This window comes from Pseudomonas sp. BF-R-24, assembly GCF_019947335.1.
Taxonomy (GTDB): domain Bacteria; phylum Pseudomonadota; class Gammaproteobacteria; order Pseudomonadales; family Pseudomonadaceae; genus Aquipseudomonas; species Aquipseudomonas jessenii.
In genome coordinates, this window is sequence record NZ_JAGYGG010000040.1 from 1 (window position 1) to 14,891 (window position 14,891).

At 56.6% G+C, this 14,891-nt stretch carries 10 protein-coding genes and 2 pseudogenes; 3 read left to right on the forward strand and 9 right to left on the reverse strand.

Annotation, left to right across the window (positions count from 1 at the left end; genetic code table 11):
- Positions 1-364: 364 nt before the first annotated feature.
- The gene (locus tag KGA98_RS23830; protein WP_150812773.1) at positions 365-2,569 is read right to left on the reverse strand and encodes an OsmC domain/YcaO domain-containing protein; all 2,205 of its coding nucleotides are present in this window, start codon (positions 2,567-2,569) and stop codon (positions 365-367) included.
- Positions 2,570-2,646: 77 nt separating this feature from the next.
- Positions 2,647-3,525, reverse strand: a complete 879-nt coding sequence (gene ptrR, locus KGA98_RS23835; RefSeq protein WP_150812772.1) for a putrescine utilization regulator PtrR — start codon at positions 3,523-3,525, stop codon at positions 2,647-2,649.
- 100 nt (positions 3,526-3,625) lie between these two features.
- On the opposite strand from ptrR, the gene KGA98_RS23840 reads away from it, so the two are divergent.
- Positions 3,626-5,017: an aldehyde dehydrogenase family protein gene (locus KGA98_RS23840; protein ID WP_150812771.1), complete on the forward strand. Its 1,392-nt coding sequence runs from the start codon at positions 3,626-3,628 to the stop codon at positions 5,015-5,017.
- A 596-nt stretch (positions 5,018-5,613) separates the two neighbouring features.
- Here the strand turns inward: KGA98_RS23840 and KGA98_RS23845 are convergent.
- Both KGA98_RS23845 and KGA98_RS23850 read right to left on the reverse strand, forming a co-directional pair.
- Positions 5,614-5,817, reverse strand: a complete 204-nt coding sequence (locus KGA98_RS23845; protein WP_080925379.1) for a hypothetical protein — start codon at positions 5,815-5,817, stop codon at positions 5,614-5,616.
- 402 nt (positions 5,818-6,219) lie between these two features.
- Positions 6,220-6,501: an excalibur calcium-binding domain-containing protein gene (locus tag KGA98_RS23850; RefSeq protein ID WP_150812770.1), complete on the reverse strand. Its 282-nt coding sequence runs from the start codon at positions 6,499-6,501 to the stop codon at positions 6,220-6,222.
- 89 nt (positions 6,502-6,590) lie between these two features.
- On the opposite strand from KGA98_RS23850, the pseudogene KGA98_RS23855 reads away from it, so the two are divergent.
- Positions 6,591-6,767, forward strand: a pseudogene (locus KGA98_RS23855) (integrase); the annotation flags it as partial.
- A 432-nt stretch (positions 6,768-7,199) separates the two neighbouring features.
- Here KGA98_RS23855 and KGA98_RS23860 read toward each other — a convergent pair.
- A pseudogene (locus tag KGA98_RS23860) lies at positions 7,200-8,308 on the reverse strand (MFS transporter).
- A gap of 165 nt (positions 8,309-8,473) precedes the next feature.
- Positions 8,474-9,415 (reverse strand): LysR substrate-binding domain-containing protein, encoded by a 942-nt coding sequence (locus KGA98_RS23865; RefSeq protein WP_174245511.1) that lies wholly within the window; start codon positions 9,413-9,415, stop codon positions 8,474-8,476.
- A gap of 489 nt (positions 9,416-9,904) precedes the next feature.
- On the opposite strand from KGA98_RS23865, the gene KGA98_RS23870 reads away from it, so the two are divergent.
- Entirely contained in the window at positions 9,905-11,281 is a 1,377-nt protein-coding gene (locus KGA98_RS23870) for an MFS family transporter (RefSeq protein WP_150812769.1), read from the forward strand.
- A 61-nt stretch (positions 11,282-11,342) separates the two neighbouring features.
- On the opposite strand, the gene KGA98_RS23875 is transcribed toward KGA98_RS23870, so the two are convergent.
- The 3 genes from KGA98_RS23875 to KGA98_RS23885 all read right to left on the reverse strand — a co-directional run bounded on the left by KGA98_RS23875 (position 11,343) and on the right by KGA98_RS23885 (position 14,818).
- On the reverse strand, positions 11,343-12,797 hold the full coding sequence (locus tag KGA98_RS23875) for an alanine/glycine:cation symporter family protein (RefSeq protein ID WP_150812768.1): 1,455 nt from the start codon (positions 12,795-12,797) through the stop codon (positions 11,343-11,345).
- Between the two features lie 152 nt (positions 12,798-12,949).
- On the reverse strand, positions 12,950-13,768 hold the full coding sequence (locus KGA98_RS23880; RefSeq protein WP_150812767.1) for an alpha/beta fold hydrolase: 819 nt from the start codon (positions 13,766-13,768) through the stop codon (positions 12,950-12,952).
- Positions 13,769-13,924: 156 nt separating this feature from the next.
- Positions 13,925-14,818: a LysR family transcriptional regulator gene (locus KGA98_RS23885; RefSeq protein WP_150812766.1), complete on the reverse strand. Its 894-nt coding sequence runs from the start codon at positions 14,816-14,818 to the stop codon at positions 13,925-13,927.
- Positions 14,819-14,891: the final 73 nt, after the last annotated feature.

The window sequence follows — 14,891 nt, forward strand, 5'->3', positions numbered from 1 at the left end:
ACACCTCTTTTTCAACTCCCTTGCGGCTTCGATGGACTGAAGCAACCTGCTGCCGAAAACTGCGTAACTCTTTGTTTACCAAGGAGTTTTCCGTTTCGACTGCGCCGGAAGTGGGGCGAATTATAGAGATCTGAAATCTGCCGTCAAGCACTGATTTAGGTTTTCTATCAATAAGCTGCAGAAAGCAGCAAAACACCCCAAAGGGTGCCTATATAGAGGAGCCAGAACGCCCCTCTATATAGAAGAGCTTCCCCATAAGCAGCCACAACCCATGTCATAGCCAAAAAATCAGCCCACGCGCACAGACGATTGACTGACCGCCAAAAAACAAAAAAGCACCCAAGGTGCTTTTTTGTTATCGCTATCAGTTGAACAAAGCCGACACCCTCGCCCGCGCCATGTGCAGCTTTTTGTAGCTTTCGATCAGGCGAAGGTGCCTGTCGAGCCCTTCCAGTTTCATGCTCGTCGGCGTCAGACCATAGAACCGCACGCTGCCATCCACGGACCCTATCGCCGCGTCCATCCGCTCGTTGCCGAACATCCGGCGGAAGTTGACCTCGTAGTCGCTCAGTTCCAGATCATCGTCCAGCTGCATTTCCAGCACGACGTTCACAGCTTGATAAAACAAGCCGCGCTCGACGGTGTTGTCGTTGTATTGCAAGAAGGCTTCCACCAGATCCTTGGCCTGATCAAACTTCTGCAAGGCGAGATAAATCAGCAGCCTCAGCTCCAGGATCGTCAACTTGCCCCAAGGCGTGTTGTCGTCGAACTCGATGCCGATCAAAGTGGTGATGTCGGTGTAGTCATCCAGCTCGCTGTTTTCCAGACCTTGGGCCAGCGATCTCAGGCCGACTTTGCTCAGGCTGTGCAGGTTCAGGATGTCAGCGCGGAACTGCAGCGCTTTGTTGGTGTTATCCCAGATCAAATCTTCTACCGGATAAATTTCCGAGTAACCCGGCACCAGAATGCGGCAGGCCTTGGCACCAATGTGCTCATAGACTGCCATGTACACTTCTTTGCCCATGTCTTCGAGAATGCCGAACAGGGTCGCGGCCTCTTCGGTATTGGAGTTTTCGCCCTGACCGGAGAAATCCCACTCAACGAATTCAAAATCCGGTTTTGCACTAAAGAAGCGCCACGAGACCACACCGCTGGAATCGATAAAGTGCTCGACGAAGTTGTTCGGCTCAGTCACCGCCTGACCTTCGAAGGTCGGCTGAGGCAGATCGTTCAGGCCTTCGAAACTGCGGCCTTGCAGCAGCTCCGTCAGGCTGCGCTCCAGCGCCACTTCCAGGCTGGGGTGCGCGCCGAACGAGGCAAACACACCACCGGTACGCGGGTTCATCAAGGTCACACACATCACCGGGAACTCCCCGCCCAGCGATGCATCCTTGACCAGCACCGGGAAGCCCTGCTCTTCCAGGGCCTGGATACCAGCCAGAATCCCCGGGTATTTCGCCAGTACTTCCTGCGGCACATCCGGCAGGGCCATTTCGCCTTCGAGGATTTCGCGTTTGACCGCGCGCTCGAAGATTTCCGACAGGCACTGCACCTGGGCTTCGGCCAGGGTGTTGCCGGCGCTCATGCCATTGCTCAGGAACAGGTTTTCGATCAGGTTGGACGGGAAGTACACCACCTCATTGTCCGACTGGCGCACAAACGGCAGTGAACAAATGCCGCGCTGGGTATTGCCGGAGTTGGTGTCGTACAGATGCGAGCCACGCAACTCGCCATCCCGGTCGTAAATCTTCAGGCAGTACTCGTCGAGAATTTCAGTCGGCAGTTCGTCCTTCGGGCCAGGCTTGAACCAGCGCTCGTCCGGGTAATGCACAAACGCCGCGTTGGCGATGTCCTCGCCCCAGAACTGATCGTTGTAGAAGAAGTTGCAGTTGAGCCGCTCGATAAACTCGCCCAGTGCCGATGCCAGCGCGCCTTCTTTGGTCGCGCCTTTGCCGTTGGTAAAACACATTGGCGAGTGCGCGTCGCGGATGTGCAGCGACCACACATTGGGAACGATATTGCGCCACGAAGCGATTTCAATCTTCATGCCCAGGTCAGCCAGGATGCCCGACATGTTGGCGATGGTTTGCTCCAGCGGCAGGTCCTTGCCCACAATGTAGGTGCCCGCCTCGCTGGTCGAGTGCGGCATCAGCAACGCCTGGGCATCGGCGTCGAGGTTTTCGACCTCTTCAATCACAAACTCAGGCCCGGTTTGCACCACCTTCTTTACCGTACAACGGTCGATGGAGCGCAAGATCCCCTGACGGTCCTTGGCGGAAATGTCCGCTGGCAATTCAACCTGAATCTTGAAAATCTGGTTGTAGCGGTTTTCCGGATCAACAATGTTGTTCTGCGACAGGCGGATATTTTCGGTGGGGATATTGCGAGTTTCGCAATACAGCTTCACGAAGTACGCCGCACACAACGCCGACGAAGCCAGGAAGTAATCGAACGGCCCCGGTGCCGAGCCATCGCCCTTGTAGCGAATGGGTTGATCGGCAATCACCGTGAAGTCGTCGAACTTGGCTTCAAGTCGAAGGTTGTCGAGAAAGTTGACCTTGATTTCCATGTGCGATTACCAGAATTACGAGCTAAACGATTTGGCCGCCATTATCCGGTTTTTCGGCACAGACCGTTAACTTTCCGCTATTTATCGATCAACACCACACCCCGCTCCTCAAGCAAGCGCACAAACATCGTCAGGCTCTGCGACACGGTCCCCCTGCGCCACACCAGCCAGGTGCGTAAATAGCGGAACGACTCCGACAACGGCCAGACGCTGACCGTCGTGCATCCAGGCATGCTTTCGAGCATGCTGCGGGGCATCAGCGCCAGGCCGGCACCGGCGCTGACGCAGGCCAGCATGCCGTGATAGGACTCCATTTCGAAAATCTTGCCGGGCACCGCCGCGCCATTGGCGAACCAGCTTTCGAAATGATGGCGATAGGAGCAGTTGGAGCGGAAGGCATAGATGTTTTCGCCATTCACATCCTTGGCTCGATGAATCGGGTCATGGTTGAGGGGGGCGATCAGGACCATTTCCTCCTCGAATGCAGGCACGCCCTCCAGCGCCGGATGCAACACCGGACCATCGACAAATGCAGCGGCCAGCCGCCCGGACAGTACTCCATCGATCATGGTCCCGGAGGGGCCGGTGGACAGGTCCAGTTCGACCTTGGCGTGCTTCTGGTTATAGGCGGCCAATAGCTCTGGAATACGTACCGCTGCAGTACTTTCCAGCGAACCCAGGGCGAAGGCTCCCTGCGGTTCTTCACCCGCCACGGTGGCTCGCGCCTCCTGAACCAGATCGAGAATACGTCGAGCGTAATCCAGAAAGCTCCAGCCGGCCGGCGACAGGCGCAGGCGACTCTTCTCACGAATAAACAGATCCACACCCAGGTCCAGTTCAAGCTGTTTGATTCTGGTCGTGAGATTCGATGGCACCCGGTGGATATGCTGGGCGGCCACGCTGATGCTGCCGTGCTCGGCGACAGCCTTGAAAATTTCGAGCTGAACCAGATCCAAGCCATTCTCCAAACGTGAACGTTATGCTCATTATTATTCAGTTTCCAGAAAACATATAGCCCCATAACCTGAGCACATTCCTACCTCGCAGGACGGTGCCATGACCAACGTATCCAGCCTTACCCATGCCATTTCGATCAACCCCGCTACGGGCGAGCAGATCGGCCATTACCCTTTCGAATCCGATTCGGCATTACAGGCCGCGCTGACGCGGGCCGCTACCGGGTTTCGCGCCTGGCGCGGCAAACCGGTTGAACAGCGCGCGCAACTGTTGATCAACCTCGGTCAGGCCTTGCGCAACAATGCACAGGCCATGGCGAACATGATCACCCTGGAAATGGGTAAGCCGATTGCCCAGGCCCGCGGTGAAATTGAAAAATGTGCGCAGCTCTGCCAGTGGTACGCCGAACACGGCCCCGCCATGCTGAGCCCGGAACCGACTCTGGTTGAAGGCGGCAAGGCACGCATTGAATATCGTCCCCTGGGCCCGATTCTCGCCGTGATGCCGTGGAACTTCCCCATCTGGCAAGTCCTGCGCGGCGCGGTCCCCACCCTGCTCGCCGGCAATACCTACGTGCTCAAGCACGCGCCAAACGTCATGGGCAGCACCTACCTGCTGCTGGAGGCCTTCAAGCAAGCGGACTTCCCCGAAGGTGTTTTCGAGGTCATCAACGTCACCCCGGACGGTGTATCCAAGGCGATCGCCGATCCACGCATCGCGGCCGTCACCCTCACCGGTAGCGTGCGAGCGGGCATGGCCATCGGTGCTCAGGCCGGAGCCGCACTGAAGAAGTGCGTATTGGAACTGGGCGGCTCCGACCCGTTTATCGTTCTCGACGACGCAGACCTCGATGAGGCGGTAAAAGCCGCCGTGATCGGGCGCTATCAAAACACCGGACAAGTCTGTGCCGCAGCCAAACGCCTGATTGTCGAGCAAGGCATTGCCCGGGAATTTACCCGCAAGTTCGTCGAGGCCACCCAACAACTGGTTGTCGGTGATCCACTGGCTACCACTACCTATATCGGCCCGATGGCTCGCTTCGATCTGCGCGATGAACTGGATCAACAGGTGCGCGACACACTGAAAGAAGGCGCGACGTTGCTGATGGGTGGAAAGAAGGCTGAAGGCCCAGGTAACTACTATGAGCCCACTGTACTCGGCGACGTGACCGATCAGATGACATCATTCAAACAGGAGTTGTTTGGTCCGGTGGCCTCAATCATCACGGCCCGAGACGCAGCCCATGCGCTGGAGTTGGCCAATGACAGCGAGTTCGGCCTCACCGCCACCCTCTACACGCGCAATGTCGAACTCGCCCGGCAGATGGCCAGCGAACTTGAAACCGGCGGCGTGTTCATCAACGGCTATAGCGCCAGCGATCCGCGTGTCAGTTTTGGTGGCGTGAAGAAGAGTGGCTTTGGCCGTGAACTCTCGCATTTCGGTGTGCGTGAATTCTGTAATGCACAAACGGTTTGGCTGGACCGGCGTTAAGGGGGGCGTTGTGTTCCGAACCCGGCTCGGTGGCCGGGTTCTGTTTTCACTCTTGAATGGGAAGGTCAGCTCGCAACTCCTGCATGGTGAGCAATCCTTGTTTTCTGGGATTGCCGCACATCCAACAGGAACATACCTTCCCATTGTTTGCAAAAAGCCCGGCGTTTTTCTCGCTGGTTGACCAGCATTCGTAAGCGCGTTGCCTTGAATAAAAACGAGCCTTTATGCGGCGCGTATCGTGTCGTCGTTGAGCTCTAGACATGTTTTCTCCTAAGCCGAATACGACGAAGCCCCGGCAGACTTCTCTGGCGAGGCTTTGTTCGGCTCATTTCTAAATATATAGAAATGACAGGATTTGATTAAATTCGCTCATCCGTTAATTGATGTCAACAGGCACTCACGCGGCCCGCTCGAATATTAACCCTCGGCCTCCAGAGTCTCCCCCGGCGTGCGTTTGCGCACCGCAGTGCAACAAGCTGCGCACCCTGGATGAAAAGCTGACGACACCACAGGTCGAGCAGATCGCCGCGAAGTACCAGATCGAGTTGGCAGAATACGGGAAGCTGACTTGAGACAAACCCAACTGAAACCTGAAATCAGTTGCTGCGACTGAGCTGAACGTTTTGGGATGTACATTCGGTGGTGCTAACAGTACCCATGAAAGCATTCATCTTCACGGAGCACTTCTCGATATTCAAGCCGTTACGTCCATCGCTTGAGATGTTGGTGACATATGGGCCCGCAGTTGTGCAGCCAGCCAAAACAGCAAGCAAGCCCAAGGCAACGATATTGAATTTCATATGAGTCCTTTCGAGCGGTAGCCTGAGCCAAATGGTTCGCCGAAAACGGCATTGAAACGTAGTCAGAGCGTAGACCAACCCGAAAAAATCACCCACTCCTCTGTCGCACCCGGTCACGGTAAAGCCATGATTATCGTCATCACAACACCGCGCTACATGGCTTGGCTCATCGACAAGGGGTCGCGGCGATGACGTCAGACAAGCTTCTTACCCTTTGCCCAACCAGCGACCATCAAGACCACGCCAGGAATCCAAAGGCCCGGCGCAGTGATAGCAAGACCGCAGACAACTAGTGGCAGCCCGGTTAAAAACAACGGATTTCGAAACGCCTTTTCCATAGTAACAACTCCATTAAGAATTTATCTCATTAAACCATCTAGCCTACCGGCGAACTGCGATTAGTCACCGGCACCACTGCTTCTCACAAGGTATCCCGTCGTAGTCGCCATCCATTTCCATTCCTGGGCAATTTTGCAGAAAGTTTGTGGCCTCTGCGCACGAGGTCATCTGCGAGCAATATTTGCGCCCATCGCATTTGACTGGAGCCGAAACAGGCTTTGGCGCAATCAAGACCGCAGAGATTCTTTGGGGACTCGATGGCCGAGCCTCAACCCAGGACTGTAATTCAGGGGAAAACTTCCAAGCCAACAGACCAACAACAAGCAAAACCAAAATCAGTTTCATCTTGATCCATCCATGATGAGAGACCGTTTGTGTTCTCACGTTGCCTGCTTCCAGCATAACCCACTAATCCATATACAGCCTGCCGGTGGGAGGCGGCCAACTGGTACGCAGGTTGGAAGGAGGAATAGATGCCGGGCCTCCACGAAGTGCGAGTGCTGTCGCTGCACCTGTACATGAAAGTCGGAAAGGATGGGCAAAAAATCGCGTGACATGCGAGCGAAGGCATGACCCAAAACTACCAACGTGACCACGAGGAAATCATCTGACCAGAGGCGATTCCGGACCTGAATATCAGCAAAATCACCGGGTAGTTTTGCACCAGTTTTGCGCGGGTTTTACGCAGGCACAAAAAAGCCGAACTAGCTGACTGGCTTAAGTGTCTGATTTCACTCAGAAATAATGGTCTGGACGGAGTAATTCGAACACTCGCCCCCTAGCACCCGATCTCCTTTTGCATACTTCTTGAAAGCTTTGAAAATTTCACTCTGGATTTTTCCAAGCGAGTATTTACTTGAGCTCCAGCGGTGTTCTGCTCCACGAGAGTCCAGTAACGTCCATCAAGAGCCGACGTTTTTGTGGGGGTAAAAGTAGGGGGAGTCCATTTCATGACCAAAAATTGCCATCAAAGAACTCGAGTCGCTGGCCGCTGAAGATGCCAGCCGGATCCTTAGGGAAGATGGCAATCAGAGCTGTTCTTTTCATACCAGTCGAATCAGCAGCAACACCAGGAGCACATTCAATACCGCCAGCGAACTCAGGCCCGCAAGCACACCGCCAGCGCCCCAGATCTCTAACAGGTACCCGGCCGCGAGGGGAGTCAAGGCCTGTCCTATGAGCGAAGGCCGAGCCATGCGCCCCATCAGCAAAACATAATGAGTAGGCGACATGAGGGCCAATGGCAGCAGTCCTCGAACGATCGCCCGCAAGCCATTACCCGCACCATAGATCACCAGACCCAGCGCGGTCATTGCCGGAGAGATGGTCACAAACAGCAGACCAATTGCCACGAACACCACAGAGATCAACGTCGTCCAGATCGGGTGTCGCTTTCGCGAAAACACTTGTAGAACACGTGACCCTACCTGACTCGGCCCCAGCAACGCGCTCAGTCCGATAGCGGCTGCAAGCGAGTAGCCCTGCCCCTGCAACAATGAAATCAGCTGGACCGACATCGCCGTCATGATCACGGCACCCAACGCGAAGATCAGCGTAAGCAACAGGTAGATCCGCCGGTCTATTGAGAGACTTTCATCACTCACTGCCGGGCTCTTTGTGAGGGGTCCCGTGCCCCGCGCCAGCACCCAGAGATAAAGCGGTGCCACGGCAATGACCAATAACACCCCATAAGCCACGCATGTCGTGCGCCAGCCAACGTGCTCGATGACCAGCGCTACCGCGGGCCATGACAGCGTTGTCGCAAACCCTGAATAAGCGTGATCCCGGTAATCGCACTGCCCGCCCGCTCCCCGTACAGAGAACCTAAAGCCGCGAATAGCGCTTCATACAGCCCCAGCGCCATACCGACGCCAATCACGGCCCAAGACAAAAGAAACATCGGCAACGAGGTCGAGATGGCCATCAGAAACAACCCGATAGCGACACCCAGCCCGCTACTGGCCAGGATGGGGCGGCCGCCGTACCGGGCGATAAGCCGGCTGGTCAACGGTGCCAGCATCGCGGAAACCAGAATGCTCAGAGACAGTGCGCCATACACCCACTGGCTGGCCCAACCGGTCTCTTTCATGATCGGATCGGCCATGACGGCCATCAGGAAGAACGAACCTCCCCAGACCAGAACTTGCAGCATCCCCAAAATAAAAATGCCGAATACGCCAGGCAGTCGCGTTTGTTGGTTCAAGACAGTGTCATCAGTGGTGAGCAAAGCGGAACTCGTGAGCAGCTGCGCAACTACGGATAATTGGGCGATTTGTATGGGGACGGGGCACTCGCAGCTAACAGGTTCACCGTTGGCTCAAAGCATGTGTCCAGCCCAAATCTTGCGATTGACCAGATCGGCGGCAATCTCGATAAAGGCATCCCCGACAAATTTGGCGGCCGGACTGACCCGCCTGTCGGCCGGAAAAACCTGAACCAGTTTGCGCATGGGAACGGGGTCGACCAAGGGGGCTGCACTGAGCACGCCAGCGTCGACCTGCGCGTAAATCGATGCCAAAGGCAAAGCGGTCAGACCGAAGCCATTTCGGACCAGATCGATCATGGCGCCGAAGGAGTCGGCTTCAACGCTGGTCTTGAGCTTGATCCCGACTTGACGTGCACAATCATCCAGAATCACGCGAAGGCTATGTCGAGCGCTTGGCAATACCAATTGCTGCTCAGCCAATGACTCGAACGATATCGGCGTATCAAGACGCAGGTTGGCGCTGGCGGGACCGACCAGCAGCAGATTTTCCATCATCACCGGCACGATACGCAGCGTATGCAAAGGATGGGGATCGTAAGAAATCGCCAGCTCCAATTCGCCACGCTGAACCCAATCGAGCAGATAACCGCTGAAGGCTGAGGAAAACCTGACGGCGAGATTCGGATGCGCCTCTTTGATCTTGCGTACCAATGGAACAGTGATAATTTGCGCGACCGTCGGCGTCGTGCCGATGACGACCGTTCCCCGAAAAGAGGACTTTGCGCCCACAACAGAACTTCGAATGGACTCCATTTCTTCCATGATTCGGGTGGCATGTGCCAACACTTCACGTCCGGCGTCGGTGATCTCCATGCCTCGACCATGTCGATCAAACAGGTAGGTGCCGAGTTCCTTTTCCAACAATCGAATTTGCCGGCTAAGTGCCGGTTGCGCGATGTGAAGACGATCCGAGGCCTTGCTGAGACTGCCCAGCTCGGCAACATGAATCAGGGTTTTGAGTTGAACGACATCCATTACCAGGCCAGTCAGCATCGGGCTCGGCGCGATATGCGGCGAAAGTGCTGTGAGTGTAATCGCATTTACGCACCTTGGAATGCCCCGCAACCACCGTGTCGTGCGGCCCCAGGACCTTCAAGCCGGCTGTATCCCCCGGCCCGCCGGGGCTGCACGCCAAGCTATAAAATTCAGGTATATCAGTTAGGCCTGCCTGACGGCTTATTACCCTCCTGACTCTGCGGTAGCGTGCAATCAACGTCGGCGCCAAAGAGCGCTCGACTCACTACAAGAATAAGATTCGAGGGCTCGCGCCATGATGTTCAATGCTTCGTCTCACCCGTCCGATTTCCCCGGGCCACTACCGTTCGCCACGCTCGTGCATCCACCCTCTCCCTTCTCTACGGAAATCCGGCCGTGAGCGGGTTCACGCCTTTTCGTTAAACCCAAAACCCAACGAGCCAGTCACGTCGGACGCGCATCAGCGCGCTCCTCGTCTCCCCTCGCCTTGAAAAAAGGGTGAATCACATGTCCGCATCAATCACAGACGCCAAAGACCACGCAGCCCAAACTGCTGCGATGAGAGCGCCCAACCGCGTCAAGGCCATCATGGGTGCCTGCTCGGGCAATCTGGTGGAGTGGTACGACTTTTTCATTTACGCCTACACCGCCATCTACTTCGCCGCTTCGTTTTTCCCCAAGGGCGACACGACCAGCCAGCTACTGGCGACCGCGGGCGTCTTCGCCGTCGGCTTTTTCATGCGCCCGCTCGGTGGCTGGATATTCGGCTGGATCGCTGACACTCGCGGCCGCAAGGTCTCGATGATTATCTCGGTGTTCATGATGTGCGCCGGCTCGCTGCTGATCGCCGTCATGCCGACCTACGCAACCATAGGCGTCGCGGCGCCGATCCTGCTCGTGGTTGCCAGGCTGATTCAGGGCCTGTCGGTCGGTGCGGAATACGGCACCGGCGCCACCTACATCAGCGAAATCGCGACACCGGGTCGTCGCTGTTTCTATGGCTCGTTTCAGTACTTCACCATCATTGCCGGTCAGCTGCTGGCCTTGATGACCGTCGTCATTCTCCAACAAACCCTGACCGGTGAAGAGTTGCGCGAGTGGGGTTGGAGGATTCCGTTCTTCATCGGCGCGCTGAGCTCGGTCGTGGTGGTGTATCTGCGTCGCGCCATGCATGAAACCGCCAACAAGAAAGACATGAACCGCAAAGATGCCGGCTCTCTGCGCGGCATGTTCAAACACAAACGCGCAGTTGCCCTGGTGGTGGCGTTCACCATCGGTGGTTCGCTGTATTTCTATACCTTCACTACCTACATGCAGAAGTTCCTGGTGATCTCCGCCGGCTTCAGCCCGGAAACGGTCAGCTTCATCATGACGGCGGCCCTGATCGGCTTCATGCTTTGCCAGCCGCTGTTCGGCTTGCTCGCCGACCGCATCGGTATCAAGGCGCACATGTTGATGTTCTCCGGGCTGGCCATGTTGCTGGTGATCCCCCTGCTGTACTCGCTGCAGTCGGTCAGCAACCCGTTCATGGCATTCGTGCTGGTGTTTGGCGGTCTGGCCATTGCGTCGCTCTACACGCCGATTGCCGGGATCGTCAAAGCCGAACTGTTCCCACCTGCCGTACGTGCATTGGGGGTTGGATTTCCCTATGCGGTGGGCAATGCGGCATTTGGCGGCACCGCCGAATACGTGGCCTTGTCGCTTCGCTCACAGGGCATCGAGGAGTACTTTTTCTTCTACGTAGCGGCGGTCGTGACCATCACCTTCATCGCCGCGATGCTGATGCCCAACCTGTCGCGTTACGGCTATATCAGTGGCTCAGGTGAGATTGAAGAACGTACCGGTTTGAAGGGACGTGTAAAGCCCCATGCTGCGCGAGTCTGATTGACGGAGGATCTCCAGACGACCTTCAAGGGCCCATGACTTGTCATGGGCCCTTTTTTCATCAGCGCACGGCAGAGGCAGGTGCTACCTGTGGTGCAGATTCAGGGATGCTGTTGCCGACCTTTTCCCGATGGGGCCATGCCTGCAAGTCAAGATCAAGATCCGCGAACTGGCTGGAGTCGAATATCGGCGACTTGATGCCGGCCTTGCGCTGCCGGTCATAGTCACGCAGCAAGCGCATGCCGACGTTGAACAACAGCGCCAGCGCGATCAGATTGACGAAAGCCAACAGCGTCATGGTGATATCGGCAAAGGCGAACACCGTGCCCAGATTTTGCACGGCGCCCCAAAGGATCAACAGCAACACCAGGCCCCGATAGGTCATCACCGCAGCACGTTTATCGCCCAGTAGAAAGCGCAGGTTATTTTCGCCCAGATAGTAGTTATAGAGGATCGACGTGAAGACAAACAGAGCCAATGCCACGCTAATGAACGTGCGCCCCCAGTCCCCGACCACTGCCGCCAGTGCGTTCTGTGTCAGTACCAGGCCATCGCCTTCGAAGCCTGGCGTGTAAAAACCCGACAACAGAATCAGCAGCGCCGTGCAGGTACAGATCACAAAGGTATCCAGGAAGACGCTGAAAGCTTGAACCACCCCTTGAGCCGCCGGGTGATCGACTTTCGCTACGGCGGCTACGTTGGGCGCACTGCCCAGTCCCGCCTCATTGGCAAACACCCCGCGTTTGACGCCCATGACGATGGCACTGCCAACCAGGCCTGCGAATGCCTGGTCGAGGCCAAAGGCACTTTTGAAAATGGTCACCAGCATGCCCGGCACATGGTCAAACTGAAGTACGATCACATAAACGGTCACGCCAATGTAGGCCAGTGTCTTGACCGGCACCAACAGGTCCGAGACGGCAGCGATGCGCTTGATGCCACCCATGAATACCAGGCCGAGCAATACGGCAATCGCAATACCGGAGTAGGTCGTGGAGAAGCCGAACGCATTGTTCAGCGAGTGAGTCACGGCATGGGATTGCAGCCCGTTGAAGGCAAAACCGAAAGTCACCAGGAGCAACACGGCCATGACCTTGCCCAGCCACGCCTGTTTCAGTCCGTACTGGATGTAGTACGACGGCCCACCCCGAAACTGCCCCTTGGCATCGCACCGTTTATACAACTGCCCCAGGCTGCATTCGAAGAAGCTGGTGGACATGCCTACCAGCGCGGTCACCCACATCCAGAACACCGCTCCTGGCCCGCCCAACGTCACGGCCAACCCGACCCCGGCGATGTTGCCCGCCCCTACGCGACCCGCCAGGCTAAGCATCAAGGCCTGGAACGAGCTGATCTGACCGGCGCTCTTCTGCACGCTATCGCGAAAGGCTCCGAACATATGCAGGAAATGGCGAAACTGGACAAAGCGTGAACGAATCGTGAAATAGCCACCCAGGCCTACGATAAGTACGATCAGGAGCTTTCCGGAAAGAAAGCTGTTTATGACTTCGAGCATGATTTGAACCTCTTGTTGTTATGGATTACAGGCATGCACGCGCCCTCACACATCGCCGCGGCAGACATGTGAGATGAAACGCGTTGAATAGCGACCGCGAGCCCGCAGTCAGGCTCCCGCCCTACATCGGGAAGCGCTCGGGGCGATCGGACTTACCCGGTTCGACTGCTAGTCTGGAAATCGGCGATCTGTTTCCACATCGCGATGGGGTTGGAGTACATGGGGAAGTGGCCGCAGGCCGGAATTGGCGCCAAACGCACGCCTTGGGCCTCGATGTGCGAAAGGTAGGACAGTGAAGCGTTCTGCTCGCCGTACATGAACATTCGCGGGCACTTCAAGCCGAGAAACCTGCTCATCAGGTCGGCGTTATCGGAAAGGTCGACCATCGACCGGAATATCCCCCGCACTGCCCCGGCACGCACCTTTTGCCTGAGGCTCGCCGAATAGAGTGCGCTGGCGTATGCCGGGGCCTGCCGGGCACGCGCGATGAAAGCCGTGAAAAACTTCTCTGGATCATCGCTTGGATAAGCGTTGATCTGCCGGCTGAGAAAGCAATCTTCCGGAGCAATATTGCCCTCTATATCGACGAAACTGATTACCCGCTCCGGGAACTGATGGGCCAGCATCAGTGCGGTCAGTCCGCCCATGGAGTGGCCGACCAGGTGGAAGCGCTCGATACCGAAATGCTCCAGCATCTGTAATGCGGTCTGCAGCAGAAAAGGAATCGAAATACTGGAAAGGTCGCTGCACTGACTCTCCCCGCAGCCCGGTGCGTCGTAGGCAAGGAAGGGGTGCCCGGCGAATTCCGCGTGCTGCACGATGTCGGCGTAGTCCTCTTTGGTGGAACCAAAACCATGCAGGAACACAATCGGCGTCAGGTTGCCATTTCGATGAATGGCGGCGACGTTCAGCTGGACTCCCTCAACGGTCAAAGGGAGCTGCGTATGAGTGAACGTTTCGGATGCGGTCACGAAAATGACTCCTTGGACGATAGGACTGCCGCCGAAACAGGTCATCGGCGACAGGCCCAATTTCAGCCGGTTCGAGTCTTATGTAAATTCCTAATTGTGGAACGTTTCCATACGCCAAACCTATCGTTGATTGCCCACTCGCTGCTCTTGTCCGGCTCAGGCCTTTTTCCGCAGTCGCGCAATCACTTGCGCTATGAGCGGATTGGGCCGATCCGCATTCCAGGCGACCGCCGTCGTCACCACGTTAAGCTTCTGACTCAATGATCGAAATACCACGTTATCCGGTGCCATTTTTTTCAAGGATGCCGGTACCAGGGCGATGCCCTGCCCATAGCTGACAAAGGCAATTTGCGAAGCGACCGAACGCACTTCATGCAGCACCCGCGGGGAAAACCCGCTGGCTCGGCAGGTTGCGATCAAGTAGTCGAAATAGACCGGGCTGACCTTTCGCGAAAACATCACCAAAGGTTCGTTGGCCAGGCTGGACAAACTGATACGTGTTCGCGCCGCCAATGGGTGGTCACTGGGTAACGCCACTACCAGACGATCCTCCAGCAACGGCAGTGACTGGATCGAGGCGCCCAGATCACCGTCCAGACGGGCGAAGGCCAGGTCGATATCACCGGCTTCCAGTGCCGGAACGGCCTCTACGCTGTCGATTTCCCGCACGGATACGGTCAGGTGCGGGTAATCGTCTTTCATCTGTTCGATCAGACCAGGCAGTACGTCAAACATGGCCGTGGAGATGGCACCGATGGTCAACATCCCCGACTGCCCTGCTACGGCCTCCTCCACCGCCAGTTCCAGGCGCTCGAGTTGTTCGGCGAATTTACGCACCGCCGGCAGGATCGCCGCCCCCACTGGGGTCAGTTTCGCCCCGCGTCGCGAGCGCTCGAACAGTTGGACCTTGAGTGCCTGTTCCAGCACCTGAATCTGCTCGCTCAGGGGAGGCTGAGACATGCCAAGCCGCTTGGCCGCACGGCCGAAATTCTGCTCTTCGGCGACGGCCAGGAACAGCCAGAGGTGACGGATCAGACGGAAATTGATCATGATTATTCCATAGGTTTAGCGTATCTAACGCTTCTGTGATTAGTAATATACCTATCAAATCGCCTCGTCGACA